Origin of the sequence: Maribacter sp. X9 (genome assembly GCF_048537565.1) — a bacterium.
In the GTDB taxonomy this organism is placed as follows: Bacteria; Bacteroidota; Bacteroidia; order Flavobacteriales; family Flavobacteriaceae; genus Maribacter.
This window is the reverse complement of the sequence record NZ_CP183215.1, coordinates 2,417,242-2,443,222: the sequence shown is the minus strand read 5'-3', so window position 1 is coordinate 2,443,222 and position 25,981 is coordinate 2,417,242. Positions and strand designations below refer to the sequence as shown.

The following is a 25,981-nucleotide window of genomic DNA, read 5'->3' as shown; positions in this document are numbered from 1 at the left end:
GTAATTGGTAACGGTCTTTTCTTCTATTGACTTTATTTTATTTGTAAACTGAAGCTTTTTTAAAATGCTTGCACAGCATATAATAAACGACAGGTCTATGTTTATTTTTGTTAGATGAGCCATACTTTTCCAATACGGTATGAATCGCCTCCATCAATTCAGGGCCATCTTCAAGCCCTAATTTCTTTATTAAATAATTATTCTTAACGGTATCGAGTTCCTTTTGATCACCCCCTGACACTTTTGAAGAATCTTGGTTATAGATCGAAGGTCCCAATCCTACGGTAACTTTTTTCAGTAAATCCATATCTGCGCTTTCACCAAATTTATCCTTGATGTCCGCAGCATACTTTTCTATTAATTCGTCTCTTTTACTCATGTTTAGTGTGTTATAATGAATGGTTATATCTTCCTAAGATATAAAACGAAAGTAGTCCGTCAAAATTTTATCATTCATTATTGTCGGAGTGAAGATTTCCAAAAGCGTGGGACGGGACGAAATATTATAAAAGCTATTCAGTTCATTTTGAACGGATTCAGCAGAATTAGCGCTCTTGTACTCCATATTGTGCATAAGACACAGTTGTTCTGCCGTTAGTGAATGACGGGTCTCAAAAAAGGTTTTAAAATTTTCTGAATCCTCTTTACCCGGTAGAATCCTAAAAATTCCGCCTCCGCTATTATTAACAACTATGATCCTAAAATCTTTGCGCATGTAATTGTTCCAAAGGGCATTGCTATCATAAAAAAAACTTAGATCTCCGGTTAGTAATAGGGTCGGTTTTTCACTGATCAAGGAAGCACCGATTGCGGTTGAGCTACTTCCATCAATACCGCTAGTACCTCTATTGCAAAAAACCTTCAATGTTCGATCCATTTCAAATAACTGGGCATATCTAACCGTAGAACTATTGGCCAATTGAACAAGATAGCCCTGTGGAATTCCTTTTAAAATTTTGTCGAATACTGAAAAATCAGAAAAAGGAATTTGCTGAAGATAAGTCGTTCTTTTTAAAAGATAATTCTTTTTAACCTGGTTCCACTTGTTAAAATAGCTGCTTTCAACAGAACTATTTGTATAATACATTTCATCGAAAAACCGATCCACAGGAAGCTTGAAATGTAGTTCTAAACAGAAAAAGGTGTCGTTCGCACGTTCACCGCCAATATGCCAATGATGTTTTGGCGTATAATTCCTTAAAAAAGCCTTTATTTTTTTGGAAACGATAAGCCCCCCAAAGGTGACCAGAATCTCCGGCTGTAATGCCTCAAATTGCTCTTGCCGATTTTCATGCATTTCAATAGGTGCAATAATCGAATCTATACTATTAAAGAAATTCGGATGATTTAAATTGGATGTGGTCTCCGTAAACACCAAAACACTAGGGTCATTGGCCAAGTTTTTCAGAAATTGTTCCTCTACCCTATTAGGTGCACTAACCCCCACCAAAATCATTTTCCGTTTTGCCTTGTTCCAAATATCCCTTTGGGGTTCTAGGTCAAGCTTATATTCTTTCTTAGCAGAAATAAGTTCTATTTGGGGTTCTATTTTAGATTCGGATAGCGTATTATATAAAGGTTCTTCTAAGGGTACATTAATATGTACCGGCAATTGAGAATTAAAGGCCAACCGCAAGGCCTTGTTCAATTCTCTATCGTTATGGCTTTGAACTTGTCTTTGAACTTCTTCTACAGTATCAGCCGTAATCCATTCCGGACGGTATTGCAATACCTTTTCGGTTGCATGGCTAACATCCTGTCTAAGATTTGCGGAATAGCCTATCTGCTGTTCATAAACATTTTGCTGCTTTATCGTCTGTCCATCCCCTATTCCTATTTTGTAGCATGGTCTGTCTGCAGAAATAACCACTAACGGAATTTCGCTATAATAGGCTTCTGCAACGGCGGGATAATAATTCAAAAGCGCGCTACCGGAGGTGCAGATTACAACCACCGGCTTGTGCAACTGTTGCGCCATCCCTAATGCAAAAAAGGCAGCGCAGCGCTCGTCTACAATACTATAGCATGAAAAAAAAGGATTCTCAGTAAACGCAATGGTCAAAGGTGCATTTCTAGAACCAGGGGAAATGACAATATTACCAATATCATGTGCCTGACAATGTTTTACTATAGCTTGAACGGTGGGAATTGAAGAGTATTTCATGCCTTACAAAAATACGACCTAAGTGAGTTATTACCCAAAACTCATGATGCTATTTGTAATTCAAAACCCGCAACATCGTACTGCTTTTAGAAACAGTTTCTTCCCATTCCTTTTCTGGGTTCGAATCGGCGGTAATACCACCTCCAACATAAATAGATACTTTATTAGTAGACAACTGCATACACCGTAAGTTCACGAAGAGTTCTGATTTTTGCATTACACTTCGGTATACACTATTTTCTTGATTGCGTTGATTACGATTTCTAGATACTTCGGCTTTAAAATTTAACTCCCCCAAGAATCCCGTATAAAATGCACGATCGTAAGATTCATTTTTTTTAATGAAGTTTGCAGCCGCTTCCAAAGGAGTTCCACACACCGCAGGGGTTGGGTGAATAGCTTTTACTACTTTTTCAAAAGTGTTTGGTGCAAACCTACCTTTCAATTCAGTTCGTAGATGCCAAAGGCTTCCGGCTTTTACGGATTCTACTTCTGAATTTTCCACCGTTACACCCACCGCTTTCAAAGTCTCCAAAATATAATCGGTCACCAATTGTTGTTCGTGTAATTCCTTTTGGGTCCACTGAGGTATTTCGAATTCCGAGCTACTTTGTGTACCGGCCAATGACATGGTCGTAAATTCTTGTCCTTTACTCTTTATAAGTATTTCGGGGGTCGCCCCTATCCATGTGCCCACTTTAGGATGGTGCCATAGATAGCAAAATGCTTTGGGGTACATCTTTAACATCCGCTGAAACAATAGGGTTGACGTTAATTTACAATTGACTTCAATTTTTCTTGACAACACCACCTTATTGAGCGAGCCTTCTTGTATTTTTTCTAAAGCTTTGGTAATTAGATCAATGTGTTGTTCTTTCTCGGCTTGATTCAGAATCACTTCACTTTTTGCGGCTTCCCATGGTAATATGTCTACTTCTATCGGGGCGGTCTTCATTTCATCGGACTTCAAAAGAATAGTATTAGAGGCTACATCGAAAGGAGCGAAAACAAATCCGGTTTCAGTGAAGTCCTTTACAAAATGAATTTCATCATCATTTTGAAAAATCGCATTTAAAATACCGGAATTTGGCTTGCTGTATAGCGCAAAAGGCAATTCTTCATCCAAAAAATGTGATGCACGGTCAATTAATTCTTTGAACATTTTATGCTTTTGGTAAGGCTATGGTAGTCAACTTACATAAGGATATGAGGTCGCCCGCTTCATTGGTTATTTTAATTTGCCATAATTGCGTGGTTCTTCCCTTATGTAGAATTACGGCTTTTGCGAATACAAAACCTTCTTTGATGCTTTTAACGTGATTGGCCGAAATTTCAATACCTCTTACGAAATATTTGCTCGCATCCAAAAATATATAAGAGGCCGCGCTACCCACACTTTCTGCCAATGCTACCATTGCTCCACCATGCAAAACCCCATCTGGTTGATGAACTTTAGGCGTTACTGGCATTTTAGCGTATAAAAAATCCTCCCCTACATCAATATATACAATTTCCAAGGTTTCCATTAACGTATTCTTGGACGTATCGTTACAAATCTTTAGGATTTTTTCTTTGTACTCGTTCATCTTTTTTTTGTAAAATTAAGGATTACATTACCAATGGAAAAGTATGTCCGAATTGTTATACGATGGGAAATAAAATTAATAAGGTGAGTTACACCACCACCAACACCTACGAAACCTTAAATGAACTTACTCAAAAAACCAAAAACATTTGGATAGTGTTTCATGGCATTGGGTTTTTAAGTCGTTTCTTCCTTAGGTATTTTGATGAACTTAATGCTGATGAAAATTATATGATTGCACCACAAGCCCCTTCTAAATACTATTTAAACGGGGAGTATAAACATGTCGGGGCTAGTTGGTTAACCAAGGAGAATACAGTGCTAGAAACTGAAAACCTTATCAACTATATCAATGCTGTTTTAGCCGAAGAAAAAATTCCCGGAGAACGTTCTATTATTGTTTTAGGATTTTCCCAAGGCGTTTCCATTGCTATGCGGTACTTGGCAAAAACCCAATTTAAATGCCAAAAACTGGTACTCTACGCAGGCGGTATACCAAATGAATTAAAAAAATCAGATTTTGGTTTTCTTATAGAGTATAAAACCGAAATCATGTCCATTGTAGGAGATGCCGATGAATACCTCACACCTGAACGATTAAAGAATGAACATGAAAAATTAGTCGCTCTTTTTGGTGATACCTATGAAGAGCTTACCTTTAAAGGCGGACACGAAGTGAAAAAAGAAATCATAAATAATTTAGTGTAATGAACGGTATACCTACTTTAGAAAACGACAGCGTATCATTAAGTCCGTTAACGCTTACGAATTATAAAAATTTGATTGAAATTGCCTCGGAAGAAAAATTGGTACAGTATTCCCCTTCAGCTATTGAAACTCCAGAAAGCTTACGAAAATATGTCGAGATTGCCCTTCAGCAATTTGAAAATGGAACAAGCATTCCTTTTATTGTTTTCGATAAACGAAAAAAAGCGTTTGCCGGTAGTACCCGATTTATGAATATTAGCCGAACAAACAGAGTATTGCATATCGGTTCTACTTGGATCGGTAAAGAATTTCAAGGTACTGGTCTCAACGCCCAAATGAAACACCTTATGTTGGAATATGCTTTTGGACCAATGGGATTTGAAAAAGTAGAATTTAGGGTCGATGAACGAAACGTTAAATCAAGAAAAGCAGTTGAAAAATTGGGATGCACTTTAGAAGGAATTTTGCGAAAAGATGTCTATTTACTCGATGGTTTTAAGCGTAATACCTGCTGCTATGGATTATTGAAAGAAGAATGGAAGGCAATTAACGAAAAGAAATTCAAGGATTATTCCTCATTTTTAGATTCCGGTTCATAATACGTTATTTTTCTGGTGGTATAGGTATTGTCGGGGGTAACTATCTGTTTGATCCAATTTCCTTTTTCTTTCTTATCATACTGATATAGATATTCCCTTTTTCTGATTGAGTTGTCCGATTTTGAAGTTTCGGAAATTAACATGCCCTTCTCGTCATACTCATAAGATGTCCTGACCGTAGGTTTAAATTTTTCTTCTGCACTATTATATTCAAATTCTTGTTGTGCAATCAGCCGACCATCCATGCTGAAAACCTCTTCAAAGGCATCGTTTTCTTGTCCGTTTAAAAATTCTTTGGTTAATACTATTTTCTGAGCAGGCCTATTTTTGGGCTTAAGTGTAGAGGTACGAATAGACTTTAAAGGAACACCGTTCAACATATAGGTCACTGTATATTCACCTTTGTACTTTTTATGTTCCACTTCTGTGATATCGGTTCCATCGTTATTGGTTCGGCGTATCGTCCTTAAATCTCCAGATTCATCATATTCAAAAACATATTCATCCAAAAATTCTTTGTCATAGGAAAATATCCGTTCCTGTATTTTAAGGTTTTCGGTAGTATCGACTTGGTAAAAATGTGCTATGGATGTACTTGGATCGAAGGTATTGTTACGGTAAGATTCTGATCTTTTCTCTAACAGCTCTCCATTCCTATACTTATAAAATACGATATCATAGTCCGCCTCATTATATCTTGTAACTGATTTGGTCAGGAATCCTTTTTTGTTGAAATCGTACTCTTCTTTTCCATAATCAGTACTCACCAAGCAAGACTTTACCCCATTTCTCAAATCAAAATCTGCCAAGGTGAACGTTTGTATTTCTTGTCCTTGTAGTACCGATACAAAAGCAAGAAAAACGACCAATAAGACCTGTGTATATTTTTGGATCATGGTGTAAAATTACTCTATTAATAGAAGTCACAAAACAAGGAAGGCATAAAAGTAAAAAGGGACGGTATTAACCGTCCCTTTTATATAATAACATAAGCTTATATTATTTAACTTCTTCGAAGTCTACGTCTTCTACATTATCTCCTTCAGGAGCTGCGCCGCCTGCAGTTGCGTCTCCTTGTGGCGCGCCCCCTGCTTGCTGAGCCCCATCTGCCTGAGCTTTATACATTTCTTCGGAAGCAACCTTCCAAGCTTCGTTAATTTTGTCCAAAGCTGGAGTAATCACTGCAATATCCTTACTCTCATAGGCTGCCTTCAATTCTGTCAAAGCTTCTTGAATCGGTTTTTTCTTATCCTCAGATAATTTATCGCCAAATTCTTCTAATTGCTTTTCAGTTTGGAAAATCATTCCATCTGCTTCATTCAATTTGTCTGCAGTTTCCTTTGCCTTTTTATCTGATTCCGCATTTGCTTCGGCTTCGGCCTTCATTTTCTTGATTTCCTCTTCGGTCAAACCTGAAGAAGCTTCAATACGAATATCCTGAGTCTTATTGGTAGCCTTATCAGTCGCCGATACCTTGATAATTCCATTGGCATCGATATCAAAAGTTACCTCGATTTGAGGAGTACCTCTTTTTGCCGGCGGAATACCATCTAAGTGGAACCTACCAATTGTTTTGTTATCATTAGCCATTGGTCTTTCTCCTTGCAGGACATGGATTTCTACCGATGGTTGATTATCCGCTGCCGTTGAGAATACCTGTGACTTTTTAGTTGGTATTGTCGTGTTAGCCTCGATCAATTTGGTCATTACCCCGCCCATTGTTTCAATACCCAATGAAAGTGGTGTAACGTCTAGTAACAGTACATCTTTTACATCACCTGTTAAAACACCACCTTGTATAGCTGCACCAATAGCCACAACCTCATCTGGGTTCACACCTTTAGATGGTTTTTTTCCAAAGAATTTCTCTACCGCCTCTTGAACAGCCGGTATTCTTGTTGAACCACCGACCAATATAATTTCATCGATGTCACTTTTAGATAACCCAGCAGATTTCAATGCCTTCTCACATGGCTCTATGGTTCTCTTTACCAAATCAGCGATCAATTGTTCGAATTTTGATTTAGTCAAGGTCCTTACCAAGTGCTTAGGCCCTGAAGCTGTTGCCGTAACATAAGGCAAGTTTATTTCAGTTTGTGATGACGATGATAATTCGATTTTCGCCTTTTCAGCAGCTTCACGTAAACGTTGTAAGGCCATAGAATCTTTTCTAAGATCCATATCCTCCTCCGCTTTAAACTCTTCTGCCAACCAATCTATAATCTTTTGATCAACATCATCACCTCCTAAGTGTGTATCTCCATCAGTTGACAATACTTCGAATACTCCATCTCCAAGTTCAAGGATAGAAACATCATGTGTACCACCACCAAAGTCAAAAACAACTATTTTTTGATCGGTGTCTTTTTTATCCATACCATATGCTAGAGAAGCAGCGGTAGGCTCGTTAATTATACGCTCTACAGTCAAACCGGCAATCTCACCAGCTTCTTTCGTCGCCTGTCTTTGGGCGTCGTTAAAGTATGCAGGTACCGTAATCACCGCACGTGATACTTCCTGACCCAAATAATCTTCAGCTGTTTTCTTCATTTTTTGAAGAATCATGGCTGAAAGTTCCTGTGGAGAGTACAAACGACCGTCAATATCAACTCTAGACGTATCATTATCTCCTTTTACTACTTTATACGGCACTCTTTCAGCTTCATTTTTTGATTCTGAATATTTGTTACCCATAAACCTTTTAATAGAATAAATGGTTTTTGTAGGGTTGGTTACCGCTTGTCTTTTTGCAGGATCACCTACCTTAATTTCCCCCCCATCGACAAATGCGATGACAGATGGCGTTGTTCTTTTTCCTTCTGCATTTGGAATTACCACTGGCTCATTACCTTCCATTACGGAAACACAGGAGTTGGTAGTACCCAAATCTATTCCTATAATCTTACTCATTTTATATGTTTTAAATTAAGTGCTTTATTTTATAATCGTTTACTAATGGACAAACAATATGCCAAGCAAGAAAAACTGACAGGATGTCATTTTTAAAACTTATTTACAAATAAATATGCCAGTTTAGGATATGGAAAGGTATATGAAACATTGTACCTTAGCTTAACTAAACTATTTGGATTGGAAAGAGAGAGTATAAGCGTTTTTGATATGCTGAAAATTGGGGTGGGTCCCTCTAGCTCTCATACCTTAGGTCCTTGGCGCGCGGCCGAGCGATGGATCGCTTATCTTAAATCAATAGAAGAACTAGAAAATGTAAGAGAAGTACAAGTTCATATATATGGGTCTCTTTCTTTAACGGGCAAGGGTCATGCTACCGATTATGCCGTTATACTTGGGTTGTGCGGTGCCGACCCAGAGTACATCCCGATACAAGATATTCACCCCCTAATAGAAAAAATAACCAAAGAGAACACTTTGTGCCTAGCCGGGAAACACACCATTCATTTTGATCCTAACACACAATTGGTTTTCAATAAAAAATTCTTGCCCTTTCATGCAAACGGACTAAAATTCGTAGCCATCTTGGCCTCAGGAAATAAAAAATCTAAGACCTACTATTCCATCGGTGGCGGGTTTGTTGTCAGCGAAGAACGAAAAAATGCAAAGCGGAAGGATGACATGTTCAAAAAGTTTCCGTTTCCGATTCAAAAAGGAACCGATTTACTTGAATTTTGCAAGGAGGAGCGTTCAAATATTTCAGAGATCGTTTTACGGAACGAGCTATCCTTGCGTAGTACAGAAGAAATAGACCATGAATTTCATCGCATCTGGAATACGATGCTGGAATGTATGTATACAGGATGCCATACAGAAGGAACCTTGCCAGGCGGACTTAACGTAAAACGAAGGGCCTATGATATGCATCAAAATCTTAAAAGCGATCTCCCCTACTCCAATCCCGAAGAATGGTTACAGACCTTACGCCAAACCGAAGTGAAGTTCAGACAGATTTTGCAATGGGTTAGCTGCTTTGCGCTGAGCGTAAATGAAGTAAATGCCTCATTAGGGCGGGTAGTCACCGCACCGACGAACGGCAGTGCCGGTGTCATCCCTGCGGTATTGATGTATTATATGGTCATTGAAAACCATACCGGTAGTTTTGAGCATATAAAACAGTTCCTTCTCGTCGCAGGCGAAATTGGAAGCATTTTTAAAAAAGGAGCTACCATCTCGGCTGCCATGGGCGGTTGCCAAGCCGAAATCGGGGTTTCATCGGCTATGGCGGCAGGCGCACTGACCGAATTACTTGGCGGAACTCCAGAACAAGTACTCATGGCAGCGGAAATTGCGATGGAACATCATTTGGGGCTCACGTGTGATCCTATTGGTGGATTGGTGCAAATACCCTGTATCGAACGTAATTCTATGGGTGCCATTAAAGCTATCAATGCGGCAGAGTTAGCCTTAGGTTCAGACCCATCTGCAGCGAAAGTCCCCTTAGACAAAGTGGTACAGACCATGTGGGAAACCGCCAAAGACATGAGTTCAAAATACAAAGAGACATCGGAAGGTGGTTTAGCGGTTGGCGTCTTTCTTAGCGATTGTTAACTATGATATTATTCCACATGATTTCACTGAATTTGGCCAGTAAAATCATTTCAAAAACAAAAACAAATCCGCTAACTTTATTCTATGAAAAATCTAATTTCGGAAAGGGTTGCAGATTTCATCAAAAATTTCCCGCCTTTTAATGTTCTAGACAGCAAATCGCTTCAGCTTTTATCTGAGCAGATACTTATTATTTATAAGGAAAAGAACAGTGTCATTTTTACGGTAGAAGAAGAGCAACATAAACATTTTTACTTGGTGCATAAAGGTGCGGTTATCCTTAGCAATCCAGCTTCAAATAATATATTGGACTACTGTGATGAGGGAGATATTTTTGGCCTTCGCCCTCTTATCGCCAATGAGAATTACAAACTTGAGGCTAGGGCACATGAAGAGTGCATCCTTTATGGTATTCCAATAGAGCTGTTTCGACCTATCGCCAAACAAAATGAAGAAGTTTCTCTCTTTCTAATGGAGAGTTTCGCTTCTAATACGCGAAATCCCTATTCAAAAAACCAAAAAGGACAACTTTATGGAATCGAGGGAGAGGAGAATCCCAACAAGGAGGTAAAAATACCAGACCTTCAACTCGCCAGCTACTCCAAAAAATTGATTTCTTGTTCCCCACGAACAACGATTCAGAAAGCTGCCGAACTAATGTCTGAAAAACAGATTGGGTCGGTCTTGGTAATCAGTAAGGACCTACCCATTGGTATTATTACCGATAAAGACTTTCGAAACAAAGTGATATCGGGAAAGCTGCCTATTTCGGGTAGTGTTACGTCCATAATGTCTTCTCCTGTAATTACGTATCCTAAAAAATTGAGCATTACCCAGGCACAAATGGCGATGATGAAAAGTAATATCAGCCATTTGGTCATTACAGAAGATGGCACCCCAAATACCAAAGCCTTGGGAATCTTATCAAAACACGATGTCATGGTTTCATTGGGAGACAACCCGGCTGTTCTGGTAAAGGCCATAAAACGGGCGGATAAATTCAAAAAAATCAAAGAGTTACGAAAAAGTGTGATGATGCTTTTAAGTGGTTATTTAGAACAGAACATTCCGCTGGGTCTTATTGCAAAAATCATCTCAGAGCTTAACGATACTTGTACTAAACAAGTCGTTGAGATTTCTTTAGCTAAAATGAAGAATCCGCCTCCTGTCAAATTTGCCTGGTTGGCATTGGGTAGTCAAGGTAGAAGTGAGCAATTATTGCATACCGATCAAGATAATGCCCTCGTTTTTGAGGATGTTCCAGATGAATCTTTGCCGAAAACTACGACTTACTTTCTAAAACTTTCAAAAAACATAACGAAGGGACTTAATAAAATAGGATATGAATATTGTCCGGCAGAAATGATGGCTTCCAATCCTAAATGGTGTCTTAGTTTACAGGAATGGAAAAATAAATTATCCTATTGGATCAGCAATCCTGGCCCTAACGAAGTGCTTATGTCTTCCATATTCTTTGACTATAGCTTAGCCTTTGGAGAACGGCATTTACTGGACCAAATGTCCGAGCATATTTTCAAAACCGTTGAAAAGTACCCCATTTTTCTAGTGCATTTAGCGAACGGAGCTTTACAAAGTCCGTCCCCCACAGGGTTTTTCAGGCAGTTCGTAGTAGAGCAAGATGGTCAACACAAAGATTTTTTCGATGTTAAAAGTAGGGCCTTAAGACCCTTAATAGATGCTGCCCGGGTTCTGATCTTATCGCACTCCATAAAAGGAATAAGTAATACTTGGGAGCGATACGAAAAATTGGCCGAACTAGAACCTAATAATAACGAACTTTATTTGGCTTGCTCTTATGCCACAAAAGCGCTACTTAAATTTAGGACGAGACAAGGTTTGCTCCATCACGATTCAGGTAGGTTTATCGAACTGGAACAATTGACCAAACAAGAAAAAATGAAATTGAAACGCACGTTTAAAGCGATTAAGGAAATACAGGAGTTAATAACGTTACGCTTTAAGGTGGCCAATATTCTAGGGTAAATGAAATTATTCAAAAAAACTTCACCCGATTTTCCTGATTTTTGGAAAACCTATGCCGATTTATTCAAAGAACCCCAAAACCTAGATATCAATGAGCTTGTATTTGTCGTTTTGGATACAGAAACAACTGGTTTTAGTTTTGAAGAAGATCGTATTTTGTCCATTGGAGCGGTAAAAGTACAACGGGGAACGATCGCTGTTCAAGAAGTATTCGACATCTATCTCGAACAGGAAAAATTCAATAAAGAAAGCGTACCCGTACATGGACTTTTAAAGAATGGGCAGCGCAAATGCATCAGTGAGCTTTTAGCATTAGAACAGTTTTTAGAATATGTAAAAAACGCTATCATCGTCGCCCATCACGCCGGTTTTGATATGGGAATGCTAAATAGTGCCTTGCAGCGGAACGGACTACCTAAATTAAAGAATACGGTTTTGGATACGGGAGTTTTATATCGAAAAACCCTAATTAAATCCTATTTGGTACAACCTAAAACAAACTACACGTTAGATGAACTTGCCGAGAAATATTCTATTTCAAAGAAAGATAGGCATACCGCACTTGGGGATGCCTATATAACAGCAGTTGCTTTTTTAAAGATCATATCAAGGTTAAAGGAAAAGAAAAAACTCACCCTTAAAACGCTCACCCGATAACCTTTAAATACTTTCTAAATAACTGCTAACGTTCTGTTGAATGCGGTCATGAATATGGGAAGTATCTGCTTTTACAAAAGGTTCTCCAGTAATATTCTCATACAGTTCGATATATCGCTCAGAGACCGATGCAATGTATTCATCGGTCATTTCTGGAACGGTTTGCCCTTCGAGACCTTGAAAATTATTGGCAATCAACCACTGCCGCACAAACTCCTTCGAAAGTTGCTTTTGAGGTTGGTCATTATCCTGTCGTTCCTGATAGCCATCCGCATAAAAATAACGCGATGAATCAGGGGTATGGATTTCATCGATCAATACTATTTTCCCGTCTTTTGTTTTTCCGAATTCATATTTCGTATCCACCAAAATCAATCCCCGTTCGGCGGCAATTTCGGTACCTCTTTTAAAAAGTGCGTAGGTATATTTTTCAAGGAGCTCATAATCGGCCGGGGAAACAATACCTTTCTTTAAAATATCTTCCTTTGAAATATCCTCATCATGATCTCCCATTTCGGCTTTCGTAGCAGGAGTGATAATCGGACTTGGAAATTGATCATTTTCCTTCAATCCGTCGGGCATTTCAACTCCGCAAAGGATTCTTTTCCCAGCTTTGTATTCACGGGCAGCATGACCCGATAAATAGCCCCGTATGACCATTTCTACTTTGAAAGGCTCACAGGCAACTCCCACGGCAACATTTGGATCCGGCGTGGCAGTCAACCAATTGGGTACAATGTCTTCTGTAGAAGCCATCATTTTTGTAGCAATTTGATTCAATATCTGACCTTTATAGGGGATACCTTTGGGCATGACAACATCAAAAGCCGATAATCTATCGGTTGCCACCATTATCAACTGGTCATTATCTAAAGTGTACACGACTCTAACCTTTCCTTTATAGACATTTTTCTGTCCTGGAAAGTTGAAATTCGCATCGTAAATAGTATTATTGGACATGTACTTTTTAATTATGGTGTTCGATAGTTTTATAGGCTTCAATTACTTTTTTCACCAACTTATGACGAATAACGTCTTTATCATCTAAATAGATGGCTTCGATTCCTTCAACATTTTGTAGAATCAAAAGTGCTTCTTTAAGTCCGGATACGGTTCTTCTTGGTAAATCTATTTGACCGGGATCGCCAGTTATCAAAAACTGTGCATTTTTTCCCATACGTGTCAAGAACATTTTCATTTGGGCGTGGGTCGTGTTCTGTGCTTCATCGAGAATTACAAAAGCATTATCTAAGGTTCTACCCCGCATAAAGGCCATCGGCGCAATTTGTATGGTTCCGTTCTCTATATAATGTGCCAACTTTTCTGCGGGTATCATATCCCTTAAGGCATCATATAAAGGTTGCATATAAGGATCTAATTTTTCTTTAAGGTCACCCGGCAAAAATCCTAAATTCTCTCCCGCCTCAACCGCCGGTCTGGTCAAAATTATTTTTTTGACCTGCTTTTCCTTTAGCGCTTTAACCGCTAAAGCAACACCCGTATAAGTCTTACCGGTACCAGCCGGACCTACGGCAAAAACTAGGTCGTTCTTCTTAGAGGCTTCGACCAAGCGTCTTTGATTGGCCGTTTGCGCTTTAATCAATCGTCCACTAATGCCATGAACCAAAGTTTCCCCACTATTGGATGATGAATTATAATCCTCTTTTTCAGAACTCGTCAAAACCCTTTCAATACTGTTTTCATCCAGCTTATTATACTTTATAAAATGCTGGGTAAGCATATCAAAACGTTTTTCAAACTCTTCTAAAAGTTCTTCATCCCCATATACCCTAATTTTATTGCCGCGTGCAACAATTTTAAGTTTTGGAAAATACTTTTTCAATAAATCTATGTGCTCATTGTGTTGTCCAAAAAATTCTCTTGGACTGATCTCGGTAAGTTCTAAAATAATTTCGTTCAAATAGTGGAATTTAGAAAGATTTATAGATAGCGAAGTTTAATTTCGCATGGCTGATTTTTTGTTTAGTTTTGTATATCAAATTTAAACAAATTTTAAGTTTGACTAATTAAAAACATATCAACATTGCTGCATGGCAATCATCACCCTAACCACAGATTTTGGACTCAAAGATCATTTTGTAGCCGTACTAAAAGGCTCTATCTATAGTGAATTACCCGATGCTAAAATTGTTGATATTTCACACGACATCATTCCGTTCAACATTCAGGAATGTGCTTATATTTTAGAAAATTCCTATAAAAGTTTTCCCAAAGGCACTATTCATATTGTAGGGGTAGATTCTGAAGAAACCCCTGAGAATAAGCATGTCGCAGCCCTTATCAACGGTCATTATTTTATAAGCGCGAACACTGGGGTAATAGGCCTTATCACTTCTGAAATGACTCCCGAAAAAGTTGTGGAAATAAACTTGCCCGACTCTATCGCTAACTCTTTTCCGGTACTGAACGTTTTTGTACAAGTGGCATGTCATATCGCACGTGGCGGCACCTTGGAAATTGTTGGTAAACCGTTTTCGGGGTTAAAAGATTTAAGGGAATTTTCTCCTAGGATCGTAGAAGATGGCAAGAAAATTATTGGCAGCGTCATCTATATTGACAATTACGGAAATGTCATCACCAATATTCGCAAAAATCTTTTTGAGGCCTACAGAAACGGTCGTGATTTCGAGCTCTTGGTACGAAACCATAAAATAAAAAAAATACACAAGGCATATAGTGATTTTATCGATTACGCATTAGATAAAAATCAACGCAAAAGTGCGGGTGACCTGTTGGCTATTTTTAATTCATCTGACTATATAGAATTGGCTATTTTCAAAAGTAATCTCAATACGGTCGGTGGCGCATCAACGCTTTTGGGATTAGATTATAGAGATACCATAATGGTCGATTTTCAATGAAAGGATGCTTCGTTCAAGTCTAAATTATGAGATGAATTTTAATCGTGCATCAAAAAACCAAAAGTTAATAACTATTTAACCCCTATCACATGTACCACCTGTTCCTCGCAAAACCAACAGTTGAACCTTCCACCTAGCCTATTTAAACTGTTAATAAGTTTGTTTCCTTAAAAAGGTCAATTAAAATATCTTTGTGCGTAATGAAAATTGCCCGTAAAAAGGAGTTCGAACCTATTATTCTTATTGAAATTTAAGAATTTTATCAATAAAAATTGAAAGCATGAAATTTATAGTTTCAAGTACCTATTTGCTTAAACAACTTCAAATTTTAGGAGGTGTTATCAATAACAGTAATACATTACCCATTTTGGATAATTTTCTGTTCGATTTGCAAAAGGATAAATTAACCGTATCTGCATCTGACCTTGAGACCACAATGAGTTCGGTCATAAAAGTAGATTCAGATAACGAAGGTACTATTGCGGTACCTGCAAGATTACTTTTAGAGACACTGAAGACCTTTCCAGAACAACCGTTGACCTTTGTCGTAGAAGACAATAATACGGTTGAGATTAGTTCGAACCATGGTAAATATGCCTTGGCTTATGCCGATGGAGCGGAGTTCCCAAAAGCAGTTGAGCTTACCAGTCCCAGTTCAACCACCCTGTTAGGTGATATTTTAGCTACTGCCATTAACAAAACCATTTTTGCGGCAGGAAATGATGATTTAAGACCGGTAATGAGTGGTGTGTTTTTTCAGTTCTCTACTGAAAATCTAACTTTTGTTGCTACCGATGCACATAAATTGGTTAAGTATCAACGAACCGATGTAACGGCAACCCAAGTAGCTGAGTTCATCATGCCTAAAAAACCATTAACCCTTTTAAAAGGAATTTTGGCCGGCAGCGAATCAGATGTTTTGATAGAATACAATGATAGCAACGCTAAATTCAGTTTTGAGGACACGGAATTGATTTGTAGGTTGATTGATGGTAAATATCCAAATTACGAAGCTGTAATACCAAAAGAGAATCCGAACAAACTTACGATCGCCCGAAATCAATTTTTAAGTTCGGTAAAAAGGGTATCGATTTTCTCCAATAAAACTACACATCAAATACGGTTGAAGATAGCAGGGGCCGAATTGAATATTTCTGCGGAGGATATTGATTATTCCAACAAAGCAGAAGAACGTCTAACATGTTCGTATCAAGGAGATGACATGCAGATTGGGTTTAACTCCAGGTTCTTGACAGAAATGTTGAACAACTTGAATTCTGATGAAGTGTCATTAGAAATGAGCCTACCTAACCGCGCCGGTATACTAACCCCTACTGATGGCTTGGATGAAGGTGAATACGTAACCATGTTGGTCATGCCGGTAATGCTAAATAGTTAAATAGGAGACTATTTAAACAAAATAAAAGAAGATGGCGGTCAAAAATTTGACCGCCATCTTCTTTTATTTTAAGCGTAGTTTCAAAAGTTTATGAAATAAACCGGATGGTTCCAAAATAACTTGGAGATTCACCATTACTAGCTTTTATAGCGTTGACTGCGGGCATTACAAGTGATAAAATACCTGCAAATAGTAATAGGAATATGCCCAATCCAAATAGAAAAATTCCAGGAATTCCAATAATAACATACAGAATCAAACTAAGCTGAAAGTTCACTGCAGATTTACCGTGTTCTTCCATACCTACTACCCTGTCTTTGGTAGTTAACCAGATTACGAGCGGTACTACTAGTCCACCAAAACCAGTTACAAAGTCCAAATATTGAGAAAGATGAGTAATGATCAATAAGTTCTTGTCTTCACGTACTGCGATACTTTTGTTTATAATTTCCATTTTTTGATTGATTTAAGATGAATAACTATAAATACGACGCTCGATTTTGATATTTGTTACAATTTTCAGTTACCTATATTTTACGCTTTAACTTTTTAAGTTTTTCCTTATCCTTTGCTATACCCTGTTGGATCTTAGTGATTTTACCATTAAATTTTTTCAATTTCTATAGAGGATAGCGTACCCTTGAGTTTATCCTTTTCGAGTTGTTCACGAACTTTTACTAAATGCTTTTCTTGCTTATCTATTGAATTGGCTTTTGCCTTGAATTCCTTCTTCAATTTCTGGGCTTTTTTCGCTTCCTCAACCTCTTTTTCTTGTTTTTTAGCCTCATCCTCCGCCCTATCCACCTTCTTCCTTGCCTCTTTCATTTCATTTTCCTTCACTTCATAAATTTCTTGGACTTTGTAAGAAGAATTATCGTGGGAATAGCCTACTGAAACACATAAAAAGAAAACTAAAATCAACATCAAATTTTTCATTAATAATACATTTCTATTGTTCCTTAAAATCTTTAAAAAGAATTCAAAAGGCATAAATCTCTAGATTATTTATCGATGGAAAGCCATTTTTATTTGATTATTTTTGCAGCATGAATCCAACAGATACAATAGTAGCATTAGCGACTCCGTCCGGTGCTGGGGCTATAGCAGTGATTAGACTTTCTGGTATACACTCGATTTCTATTGCGTCAGAACAATTTGAATCCGTATCCGGCAAAAAGCTTGAAAAACAAAAAAGTCACACCTTACATTTAGGCTTCATAAAGGATGGAAAAAATACTTTGGATCAAGTGCTGGTGTCCATCTTCAAAAACCCTCATTCTTATACAGGGGAAGATGTTATTGAAATTTCATGCCACGGTTCACAATACATTCAACAGGAAATCATCCAATTATTTTTAAGAAAAGGATGCCGCATGGCTACACCAGGTGAATTTACCATGCGAGCTTTTTTAAATGGGAAAATGGATTTAAGCCAGGCCGAAGCGGTTGCAGATTTAATCGCCAGTGACAATGCCTCTAACCACCAAGTGGCCATGCAACAGATGCGTGGCGGTTTCAGCAACAAGATCAAAGAACTACGCCAACAATTATTGAATTTCGCTTCGTTGATCGAGCTGGAGTTAGATTTTTCGGAGGAGGATGTTGAATTTGCAAATAGAGACGAGTTCAGAAAACTCCTAAATGAACTGGAGGAAGTCTTAAAAAAACTCATCGATTCCTTTTCGCTTGGAAATGTCATTAAAACTGGAGTTCCGGTAGCCATTATAGGCGAACCGAATGTGGGAAAATCGACCCTATTAAACGTTCTGTTGAATGAAGAAAGAGCATTAGTATCAGATATTGCAGGAACCACAAGAGATACAATTGAAGATGAAATCGTTATAGGGGGTATCAGTTTTCGCTTTATAGATACCGCAGGTATCAGGGAAACAGAAGACATTATTGAAGGTATGGGTATTCAGCGTACCTATGAGAAAACCGATAAGGCCCAAGTCATTCTATATTTGGTTAGCGGCGATGAACTATCTGGAAATTCAGAAAAATTAGCCGAAGCGAAAACAGCTTTACAGAAAATCACTGACCGTTATAATGAGAAATCGGTAATTACCGTTATTAATAAAGTAGACAAGCTTTGTTCCGAAACAACAAAAGATTTGCATACACATTTTCCAAATTCGGTTTTGCTATCCGCTAAAGAAAAAATTGGGGTAGAACAACTTGAAAAATTATTGCTCAGTTTCGTGGAAACAGGAAAGTTGAGAAATAACGAAACCATTGTTACCAATAGCAGGCATTACGACTCCCTGTTGAATGCATTGTCCGAAATCAAAAAAGTGCAACACGGACTTGATGACGAATTAAGTGGTGACCTTTTATCCTTAGATATTAGAAGGGCCCTATTCTATTTTGGCGAGATAACAGGTGAAATCACCACCGATGAATTGTTGGGGAATATTTTCGCTAATTTCTGTATCGGCAAATAACTTCACAAAACCACACTTACCAAAACTCAGTAAACCTAAATAAAATATAGGTTTTTTACTTTTCGACTTTGTTCTATTTATCATAATTACACTCTATTTAGCCATTTTTTTGTACCTATTTTGTACCTCGTTTTTCAATTTTACCTACATTTGAAAAATAGGGGGAGATTATGGCACGTAATGACACTTAAAGTCATCTAAAGACACTTATTTCCGCTTAATGACATAAAAATTGGGGAGATTATGAGTTCAAATATCCGTATTCCTAGGGTCTGTAGACATTGCAATAATGAGTTTATCGCCAAGACTACAGTAACAAAATATTGTAGCGATATTTGCGCAAAGCGGGCTTATAAAAAGAGAGTTCGTAAAAAGAAAATTAATGTTGCAATGGAGGATAGCAGAGTCCTTCGTCTTGGGTATGTTGAGCAAATCAACAGCAAACCCTATTTGACAGTGAAAGAGGCTGCAGCCCTACTTAATATATCTGTGAGGTCAACCTACCGGCTTGTAGAGGAAGGAAGTCTGCCTGCGGTAAATCTTTATGAGCGATTGATACGAATTAAACGGAGTGAACTTGATAAAGTAGTTACTCAATTTGCATAAAAGAATATGTCGAACGTAACGGTAAGAAGGAAGGAATTAGCTAATGGTAAGTATAGTCTGTATTTAGATTACTACCCTCCTATTATTAATCCGAAAACTGGAAAGGAAACCAGAAGGGAATTCCTAAAGCTCTACATTCACAGTGCCCCTAAAGATGAATTTGAAAAGACACACAACAAAAAGACCATTGAATTCGCAGAAGTAGTTAGGGCAAAGAGACTTTTACAAATACGGGATAAGGAATTTGGGTTGAAGGAAAATGTAACTCTTAATGTAAACTGCGCAGCTTATTATGATACGATTGTGGAAGAAAAATTTAATACGGGTAGCCATAGTAATTACCTCGCCTGGAAAGCATCCTCTACCTATTTCAGGGCATTTATTGGCGAAAAATTGCAGACACAGCAATTAACGGAGAAACATGTAACCGATTATAGAAAATATTTGTTGCATATCAAAAACCCTAAAACGGGAGAAAGAAAACTAGCCACAAATTCGGCTTCTACTTACTATAAACATTTCATTACCGTTTTGAAGAATGCTTTTAAGCAAAACCTGATAGCTGAAAATTTAGCCGAACATGCCAGTTTTATAAAGGAAGAAGAAACCCACCGTGAATATTTAACCGAAGAGGAATTGGGCATCTTATGGAATACTGAAATCCAAATAGAAAAAGTAAAACACATGGCCATATTTGCTAGTCTCACAGGATTCCGCTTTTCAGATATCGTTTCATTGAAATGGGAGTCCGTCTATACGGACACCCATCAAGGCCACTATGTAAAACTGAAAGAAAAGAAAACGGGTAATATTAGTAACCACCCAATACCAGAAACAGCGTTTAGTATCCTAAAACTTCAAGAAACTAAAGCGGGAGTAATATTCAATAATATCAACTATTCTCAAATCGTTAGACCCTTGCGCAAATGGATTGAGGACTCAGGAATACATAAGAAAATATCCTTCCATAACTTTAGGCATAGCTATGCCACCTTACAGTTGGCCAATGGAACGGATATTTATACGGTTTCTAAGCTCCTAGGTCACAAGAATATTTCAACCACACAAATCTATACAAAGGTCATGGATAGAAACAAAATTGAAGCTACCAACCGCATAAATTTGAAATTGGATGGATTATAAGGGAATATATGACTATTGGTTCAATGCAACCATTAAGGTTTCAACCATTAGGATTCTAAAAGAACTTAAAAAAGCTGAATCTGATGATTTTGACTTTAATTTTATATTTAATAAAATATGCCAAAATGTTAGAGATATAAGAAAAATAAAATATTCAGAATCTATTGAGGAGTTGCTTCCAGGAATTAATAAGGCTTTCGAGCAAAGAAAAATATATGGAAATAATAAAATAGAAAAAGTTTTTTCTAATGAAGTATTAGATCTGTTTCAAAAAAAAAATAACAATGATAACTTCAATGAAAGAGATTATTCCAAAATAATTAAAAAAATAGCAATCTCAGAATCTTTAGATATTCTAATAAATAGATTTTCAAATTCTTACATGTTTCATGAAGCTATTTACAAAAGTGAAATGTGGAAATATTTTACACTAGAAGAAATACCGGGAGGCTACAGGAATTCCAAAAATTGGAAAGTGATGCATGATAAACTTTATCCGCAACAACCTAAGGCAAAAATTAAAAATTTTACGAATGAGCCGGAAAAATCTATGTCTAAATCATCTGTAAGTTATTTAGAAGAGAATGAGCGTTTTTATCTTATCCATCTGCTTACAAAAAAACATTTAAAATTGGACCAAGTAGAATTAATCAGATTTATCCTAACTATATCGCCAGTTCAAGAACCCAAGATGTTCACCAACAAATACGGAAATACCCGTTTATACAAAATTTCCAATATAGGTTTAGATTATATTTCAAACACTGAAGACCAACATGCTTTTGTAGACCAGTTAATCTTAAAACTTCAAAATTCAGGTCTAAAATCAGTTATTACGAAGCTAAAAATTATAAAAAAATCCTTACCAAAACTTAAAGGATAAACACTAAAATACAACTTTTCAAAGAGAAAGTTTAGGCACTTTCCAATAAAATCATAAGTTAAAATAGTAATCAAATTATTGTATTTCAATAACTTACAAAATCCAAAGTAATTCCAATAGTAATCCAAAAGGCACTGAGCTAACATCACTCTCCATATACATTTGACTTCATAATTCATTAATTAAAAATTTAATACAAATGAAAAAAGAAGTTTACATGTTATCTGGAAAAGGAATTAAATTCCTCGCTAAAGAAATCGCAAAGCACTTAAATGAAGTGTCTAATCCCCAAATTCATAATACTGAAGATATATTCCTCAATATAGAGGAGACTGCTGATCTTATTCATCTAAGTAGATATACCATTTACTCCCTTGTCAATAAAAACACCATCCCCTATCACAAGCGTGGTCGACGCTTATACTTCCTGAAATCAGAAATTCTAACCTGGTTGAAAAATGGTAAGCGAGAAGATAAAGCTGCCCTCCAGAATAAAGTTGATGAGTATTTACTTAAAAATCAACTGTAATTATGGAAACTAAAAATATAAAATATCTACCTGATGGTTACGTTCAAATTGATGAAGTAATCAAAGACCTTCACAATTTAATTTATCAAAGAAGTAGCGATATCTGGCTAGTAAGGTATTTAAATCAGTTGATTTCTAAAATGAATGTGACCAAAGAGATTATAAGTTATAATCCGCGGCTACCACTTCAACAGATTGAACAGAAAATCATAGAGATGTGTAAAGGCGCATCTTACCATGGTGTGAATATTTCAATCAGCTTTATTACAAAATACCCAGAGCGAGATTTATCTAATTTTTGTTTTTTATCATTATCTATATAAGCTATGAATGAAGAATACATGAGAATAGGTACGGACTATTATAAAGTTGCCTACCAACCGTTACATAGTGGTGATAAAACGAAGGTTTTACTTAAATGGAATAAGGGAGAAATAATTACGGATCATGGTAAAGATTATTTGGATAACATTCCTAAATATGATGGATTTTGCATGATACCTTCTCATACAAATTACCGTCAAGTAATTGATAGGTTCCTAAATCAATATCATGCAATAGACCACAAACCAGAGCCAGGAGATATAAAGATAACCGCAGACTTCCTGCAACACTTTTTCGGTGAGCAGTATGAATTAGGCTTGGACTACCTAACCCTTTTATGGCAAAAACCCACTCAAATATTACCTATTTTCTGCATGGTTAGCAAGGCAAGAAACACTGGTAAATCTACTTTTCTTAATTGGTTGAAAATGGTCTATCAAAATAATATGACCATAAATAACAATGAAGATTTTCGTAGTCGATTTAATTCAGATTGGGCGGGGAAATTACTAATTGTGGTAGATGAAGTTTTATTAGAAAAACGAGAAGACAGTGAACGAATCAAAAACCTATCTACTGCTAGAAGTTATAAAAGTGAATCGAAAGGTAAAGACCGAGTTGAAATACCATTCTATGGCAAATTCATATTGTGCTCCAATAATGAAGAAAATTTCATTTATGTAGATAATGAAGAAATTCGGTATTGGGTTCGCAAAATTCCACAGTTGCCTAAAAATGGAGATAATCCTGATATGCTAGATGAGCTCAAGAAAGAAATTCCACATTTCATCTACTTGCTCAATAGCAGAAAAATAGCAACACCTAAGGTTACACGTATGTGGTTTACCAAAGAACAGATTCACACCGCAGCTTTAGATAATTTAATTAAGTCCAATAAAACGTTTATCCATAAGGAACTAGAGCAGATTCTTTTGGATGAGTTTGATATGTTTGACAAGGATGTTTTAAAATATTCGAATTCTGACTTGGTACGGAAGTTATCAGACAACAATATCAGGGTTTCATCCTCCAAGGTCACGGAGGCTATCAAAAAGCATTTGGGTTTGAACACTACTAACAGTAGTTACATAAAGCATCATCTATCTATAAACCCAAGCAACCAAAAACCATGGATTGAAGAAACCAATCATAAGGGTAGGCATTATACCTTTATACGTGAGGAAATAGGAATACAGCGTTGAATTGTTGCTAATGAAATAAAATGTCCAGCCGGCGGACGTTTTACCTTTCAACATCCAATCAACTTAACATCAACATTTGAAATGTTGACCTATTGTTGAACTTCTGTTGTGCTCATAATCATTTGCAAATGCTGGTCTCTTGATTTAAAAAGGAAAGTTTTCAACAATCAACAAGAAATTCTGTCAATTCATCAGCTCACTTAACTTTTCAACGCAATATTTTCTATTCTCATTATTAAATGTTCTATCGTAAGCTAAAAAGTGAGAGCTTATTTCACCATCGTAATGATATGCAAATTTGTTTTCATTCCATAGGTCATAGCGCTCATAGCATTCACCTAAAATATCATCAAATACCTTCTTACCTTCCAGCAATACTAGTTTTGGTTTCAATATTTTTATTAAACTAATAGTCATTTCTGCACTTTTTTTAAAAGTTGATTGTATTTATATTATCAGTAATGATATGATAGAAGTTGGTTTTAACTGCTCTATTTTCTAGTAAAGCAATTATTTTATGGTCTGACCATCCAGCCAACTCAAATAGTCTCAGTGTCTTTTCCGCTAAGTGATATCCATTTTTGTAGTCATTTTTATAATCTTGATTATAAATATCCAAATAAGAAATACGGTCAGTACTGAATTTCACCTTATAGTGATCATTTTCATTTCCCTTACCCGGATTAGCACCTATTATTAAAATATCAGGATTAGATAATAATTTACCGTCTATCACATCAAAACCATAGTACAATTCTTTAGCTGCAATATTCAACTTTAATCTATCATTTAGAACTGAATTGTAGCAGATGACTTGTTGCCGCCAAGATTGTATATTCATAAGAATTATTTATTAAATAAGTATTCTTTGTCTTTTAGAGGTTTTGTACTAATAAGACAGATAAAATTCTTCGGATAATTACATAGAGATTAACCAATTTGCCAATAATACCAACCATTAACACTGACCCAATTACAAATTACTTCAGTCTTAAATTTTATAGATTTGTCCCTATTAACTTTCCATTTTCCTTGCCAACCTGGAATGATTTCTTGATTTGCCCCATAGATAGTTCCATTTTTTAATGTAACGGAACTTGCCATACCTTTTTGAGTATATTCCGAATAATATTTATTATCGGTCAAACAAAAGAACTTTTTTATTTCGAAATCATCAAAAGATTCAAGACGTTGAATATCTATCAAAGCATCGTACATATCGGTATCTTTAGCTCTATTTGAAGCTTTCTTAAAAAATTTTAATTCAATAGCTGCTTTCACCTTACCCAATTCACAAGTTATATCAACATTTTTACTATTATAACTTGTTTCGAGTTCCAATTCAAACCTTTCAGTTGGTAAAATACAATAGACATTACCAAGGTCTTGTAATATTCTTGCTAATTGTAATTGTAATGACGCTTCTTTATTTATTAGCTGCTTACCATAAGCTATTCTATTGAATAAAATTAACCAAGCTTGATTTATTATATGAGATAGTCTTTGTTTTGGTTCTATATCCATTAGCAATTGTTATTTAAAAATGAACCCGTAATTAAGTGTTTATTTTCATCCCAAAATTTCTCCAAATCCATTTTTAGTTTATCTATCCTATTTTTAGAATCATTGCTCCACTTCGGTGAATAGCTCTTCAATCTTGTAGACCTTAAATCTTTATTGGATTGGACATCTATATTTAGAAATTTATCTATGGTAACTAGTGTATGATTCGAATGAAAACGCTCCCATGTAAATTCTCCTTCTGAGGTCATTAGTGTATAACCGCATTTCTCAAAAGCTTTGAAAATTTCCTTATTCTCAAATTCTATTTTTTTATCAAAGGTTCTTAGGGATAGATTAATTGTATAAGCGATTTTATGAGCACTTCTTTCTTGTGTTCTTCTTTTATTAACACCTTTCTTATAGAACTGAATAATGAAGTTTTTAAGGAAAATGTATTTACTCATAATTTAGTTTGATATTTTCTTTTAATTTCGGTCAGATTTACTAAATAATATCCATTTTTCTATTGTTAAATACTGTCATTTGCAATTCTATAAGATAATTTATCTATTGCATCTCTTGATAAACGAATTAGACTACATTTAATCTGTTGAATGACATATTCAATATTTGTAGCTGAAATTGTTGGATATAATATTTTGCACTATGCAATATATATTTCTCTCAAATCAGCATTTACAACGCTAATACTTATTTGACCAATTTTTTTTATCAATTCAAAACACGTCAATTAATAGTTAAACTTCTGTTACAAACCTACATCTTATTCTATATACACTTTAAAAATCGACAATTTTATTCGCCATC

General features: G+C 36.3%; 28 protein-coding genes. 14 read left to right on the top strand and 14 right to left on the bottom strand.

The window, feature by feature from the left end; translation table 11 throughout:
- Positions 1 to 37 precede the first annotated feature (37 nt).
- Genes ACNR9Q_RS10375 through ACNR9Q_RS10360 form a run of 4 tightly spaced genes read right to left on the bottom strand, consistent with a single transcriptional unit; the run spans position 38 to position 3,750 of the window.
- Complete coding sequence (locus ACNR9Q_RS10375) at positions 38 to 379, bottom strand: DUF2853 family protein (RefSeq protein WP_419211146.1); 342 nt, start codon at positions 377 to 379, stop codon at positions 38 to 40.
- 33 nt (positions 380 to 412) lie between these two features.
- Positions 413 to 2,164, bottom strand: a complete 1,752-nt coding sequence (menD, locus tag ACNR9Q_RS10370; protein ID WP_419211145.1) for a 2-succinyl-5-enolpyruvyl-6-hydroxy-3-cyclohexene-1-carboxylic-acid synthase — start codon at positions 2,162 to 2,164, stop codon at positions 413 to 415.
- A gap of 49 nt (positions 2,165 to 2,213) precedes the next feature.
- Positions 2,214 to 3,326, bottom strand: a complete 1,113-nt coding sequence (locus ACNR9Q_RS10365) for a chorismate-binding protein (RefSeq protein WP_419211144.1) — start codon at positions 3,324 to 3,326, stop codon at positions 2,214 to 2,216.
- 1 nt (position 3,327) lies between these two features.
- Entirely contained in the window at positions 3,328 to 3,750 is a 423-nt protein-coding gene (locus ACNR9Q_RS10360) for a PaaI family thioesterase (protein ID WP_419211143.1), read from the bottom strand.
- Between the two features lie 62 nt (positions 3,751 to 3,812).
- Between ACNR9Q_RS10360 and ACNR9Q_RS10355 the strand changes: the two genes are divergently transcribed.
- Positions 3,813 to 4,457, top strand: coding sequence for an alpha/beta hydrolase (locus ACNR9Q_RS10355; protein ID WP_419211142.1), 645 nt, complete (start codon positions 3,813 to 3,815; stop codon positions 4,455 to 4,457).
- Positions 4,457 to 5,056: a GNAT family N-acetyltransferase gene (locus ACNR9Q_RS10350; RefSeq protein WP_419211141.1), complete on the top strand. Its 600-nt coding sequence runs from the start codon at positions 4,457 to 4,459 to the stop codon at positions 5,054 to 5,056. The genes ACNR9Q_RS10355 and ACNR9Q_RS10350 overlap by 1 nt, the downstream gene beginning before the upstream one ends.
- Here the strand turns inward: ACNR9Q_RS10350 and ACNR9Q_RS10345 are convergent.
- Both ACNR9Q_RS10345 and dnaK read right to left on the bottom strand, forming a co-directional pair.
- Positions 5,026 to 5,952: a hypothetical protein gene (locus ACNR9Q_RS10345; protein WP_419211140.1), complete on the bottom strand. Its 927-nt coding sequence runs from the start codon at positions 5,950 to 5,952 to the stop codon at positions 5,026 to 5,028. The genes ACNR9Q_RS10350 and ACNR9Q_RS10345 overlap by 31 nt on opposite strands.
- Positions 5,953 to 6,055: 103 nt before the next feature.
- Positions 6,056 to 7,966: a molecular chaperone DnaK gene (gene dnaK / locus ACNR9Q_RS10340; protein ID WP_419211139.1), complete on the bottom strand. Its 1,911-nt coding sequence runs from the start codon at positions 7,964 to 7,966 to the stop codon at positions 6,056 to 6,058.
- A gap of 210 nt (positions 7,967 to 8,176) precedes the next feature.
- Here dnaK and ACNR9Q_RS10335 point away from each other — a divergent pair, with 210 nt between their 5' ends.
- The 3 genes from ACNR9Q_RS10335 (at position 8,177) to ACNR9Q_RS10325 (ending at position 12,238) form a co-directional block, all read left to right on the top strand.
- Complete coding sequence (locus tag ACNR9Q_RS10335) at positions 8,177 to 9,577, top strand: L-serine ammonia-lyase (protein WP_419214270.1); 1,401 nt, start codon at positions 8,177 to 8,179, stop codon at positions 9,575 to 9,577.
- An 84-nt stretch (positions 9,578 to 9,661) separates the two neighbouring features.
- The gene (locus ACNR9Q_RS10330; RefSeq protein WP_419211138.1) at positions 9,662 to 11,581 is read left to right on the top strand and encodes a DUF294 nucleotidyltransferase-like domain-containing protein; all 1,920 of its coding nucleotides are present in this window, start codon (positions 9,662 to 9,664) and stop codon (positions 11,579 to 11,581) included.
- Positions 11,582 to 12,238 (top strand): PolC-type DNA polymerase III, encoded by a 657-nt coding sequence (locus ACNR9Q_RS10325; RefSeq protein ID WP_419211137.1) that lies wholly within the window; start codon positions 11,582 to 11,584, stop codon positions 12,236 to 12,238. It abuts the gene before it with no gap.
- A 3-nt stretch (positions 12,239 to 12,241) separates the two neighbouring features.
- On the opposite strand, the gene ACNR9Q_RS10320 is transcribed toward ACNR9Q_RS10325, so the two are convergent.
- Both ACNR9Q_RS10320 and ACNR9Q_RS10315 read right to left on the bottom strand, forming a co-directional pair.
- The gene (locus tag ACNR9Q_RS10320) at positions 12,242 to 13,198 is read right to left on the bottom strand and encodes a phosphoribosylaminoimidazolesuccinocarboxamide synthase (protein WP_419211136.1); all 957 of its coding nucleotides are present in this window, start codon (positions 13,196 to 13,198) and stop codon (positions 12,242 to 12,244) included.
- A gap of 7 nt (positions 13,199 to 13,205) precedes the next feature.
- Positions 13,206 to 14,159: a PhoH family protein gene (locus ACNR9Q_RS10315; protein WP_419211135.1), complete on the bottom strand. Its 954-nt coding sequence runs from the start codon at positions 14,157 to 14,159 to the stop codon at positions 13,206 to 13,208.
- Positions 14,160 to 14,289: 130 nt separating this feature from the next.
- Between ACNR9Q_RS10315 and ACNR9Q_RS10310 the strand changes: the two genes are divergently transcribed.
- A complete protein-coding gene (locus ACNR9Q_RS10310) occupies positions 14,290 to 15,120 on the top strand; it encodes an SAM hydrolase/SAM-dependent halogenase family protein (RefSeq protein ID WP_419211134.1) in 831 nt (276 codons plus the stop codon).
- A gap of 280 nt (positions 15,121 to 15,400) precedes the next feature.
- A complete protein-coding gene (dnaN, locus tag ACNR9Q_RS10305; RefSeq protein WP_419211133.1) occupies positions 15,401 to 16,519 on the top strand; it encodes a DNA polymerase III subunit beta in 1,119 nt (372 codons plus the stop codon).
- 88 nt (positions 16,520 to 16,607) lie between these two features.
- Here dnaN and ACNR9Q_RS10300 read toward each other — a convergent pair whose 3' ends face one another.
- Positions 16,608 to 16,973, bottom strand: coding sequence for a DUF4870 domain-containing protein (locus ACNR9Q_RS10300; protein WP_419211132.1), 366 nt, complete (start codon positions 16,971 to 16,973; stop codon positions 16,608 to 16,610).
- A gap of 149 nt (positions 16,974 to 17,122) precedes the next feature.
- Positions 17,123 to 17,455, bottom strand: a complete 333-nt coding sequence (locus ACNR9Q_RS10295; protein ID WP_419211131.1) for a hypothetical protein — start codon at positions 17,453 to 17,455, stop codon at positions 17,123 to 17,125.
- A 110-nt stretch (positions 17,456 to 17,565) separates the two neighbouring features.
- Here ACNR9Q_RS10295 and mnmE point away from each other — a divergent pair, with 110 nt between their 5' ends.
- The 7 genes from mnmE (at position 17,566) to ACNR9Q_RS10260 (ending at position 23,650) form a co-directional block, all read left to right on the top strand.
- Entirely contained in the window at positions 17,566 to 18,963 is a 1,398-nt protein-coding gene (gene mnmE, locus ACNR9Q_RS10290; protein ID WP_419211130.1) for a tRNA uridine-5-carboxymethylaminomethyl(34) synthesis GTPase MnmE, read from the top strand.
- A gap of 390 nt (positions 18,964 to 19,353) precedes the next feature.
- The gene (locus ACNR9Q_RS10285) at positions 19,354 to 19,569 is read left to right on the top strand and encodes a helix-turn-helix domain-containing protein (RefSeq protein ID WP_419211129.1); all 216 of its coding nucleotides are present in this window, start codon (positions 19,354 to 19,356) and stop codon (positions 19,567 to 19,569) included.
- 6 nt (positions 19,570 to 19,575) lie between these two features.
- Positions 19,576 to 20,712, top strand: coding sequence for a tyrosine-type recombinase/integrase (locus ACNR9Q_RS10280; RefSeq protein ID WP_419211128.1), 1,137 nt, complete (start codon positions 19,576 to 19,578; stop codon positions 20,710 to 20,712).
- Positions 20,702 to 21,595: a hypothetical protein gene (locus ACNR9Q_RS10275; RefSeq protein ID WP_419211127.1), complete on the top strand. Its 894-nt coding sequence runs from the start codon at positions 20,702 to 20,704 to the stop codon at positions 21,593 to 21,595. Before ACNR9Q_RS10280 ends, ACNR9Q_RS10275 begins: the two co-directional genes overlap by 11 nt.
- A 199-nt stretch (positions 21,596 to 21,794) precedes the next feature.
- Complete coding sequence (locus ACNR9Q_RS10270; protein WP_419211126.1) at positions 21,795 to 22,124, top strand: helix-turn-helix transcriptional regulator; 330 nt, start codon at positions 21,795 to 21,797, stop codon at positions 22,122 to 22,124.
- Between the two features lie 2 nt (positions 22,125 to 22,126).
- Entirely contained in the window at positions 22,127 to 22,447 is a 321-nt protein-coding gene (locus tag ACNR9Q_RS10265; RefSeq protein WP_419211125.1) for a hypothetical protein, read from the top strand.
- A gap of 3 nt (positions 22,448 to 22,450) precedes the next feature.
- Positions 22,451 to 23,650: a primase-helicase family protein gene (locus tag ACNR9Q_RS10260; protein ID WP_419211124.1), complete on the top strand. Its 1,200-nt coding sequence runs from the start codon at positions 22,451 to 22,453 to the stop codon at positions 23,648 to 23,650.
- A 183-nt stretch (positions 23,651 to 23,833) separates the two neighbouring features.
- Here the strand turns inward: ACNR9Q_RS10260 and ACNR9Q_RS10255 are convergent, their stop codons facing one another.
- The 4 genes from ACNR9Q_RS10255 to ACNR9Q_RS10240 form a co-directional block, all read right to left on the bottom strand.
- Positions 23,834 to 24,067, bottom strand: a complete 234-nt coding sequence (locus ACNR9Q_RS10255) for a hypothetical protein (RefSeq protein WP_419211123.1) — start codon at positions 24,065 to 24,067, stop codon at positions 23,834 to 23,836.
- Between the two features lie 13 nt (positions 24,068 to 24,080).
- Entirely contained in the window at positions 24,081 to 24,491 is a 411-nt protein-coding gene (locus ACNR9Q_RS10250; RefSeq protein WP_419211122.1) for a hypothetical protein, read from the bottom strand.
- 89 nt (positions 24,492 to 24,580) lie between these two features.
- Positions 24,581 to 25,174, bottom strand: coding sequence for a hypothetical protein (locus tag ACNR9Q_RS10245; protein ID WP_419211121.1), 594 nt, complete (start codon positions 25,172 to 25,174; stop codon positions 24,581 to 24,583).
- Positions 25,174 to 25,617, bottom strand: coding sequence for a hypothetical protein (locus ACNR9Q_RS10240; protein WP_419211120.1), 444 nt, complete (start codon positions 25,615 to 25,617; stop codon positions 25,174 to 25,176). Before ACNR9Q_RS10240 ends, ACNR9Q_RS10245 begins: the two co-directional genes overlap by 1 nt.
- Positions 25,618 to 25,981: the final 364 nt, after the last annotated feature.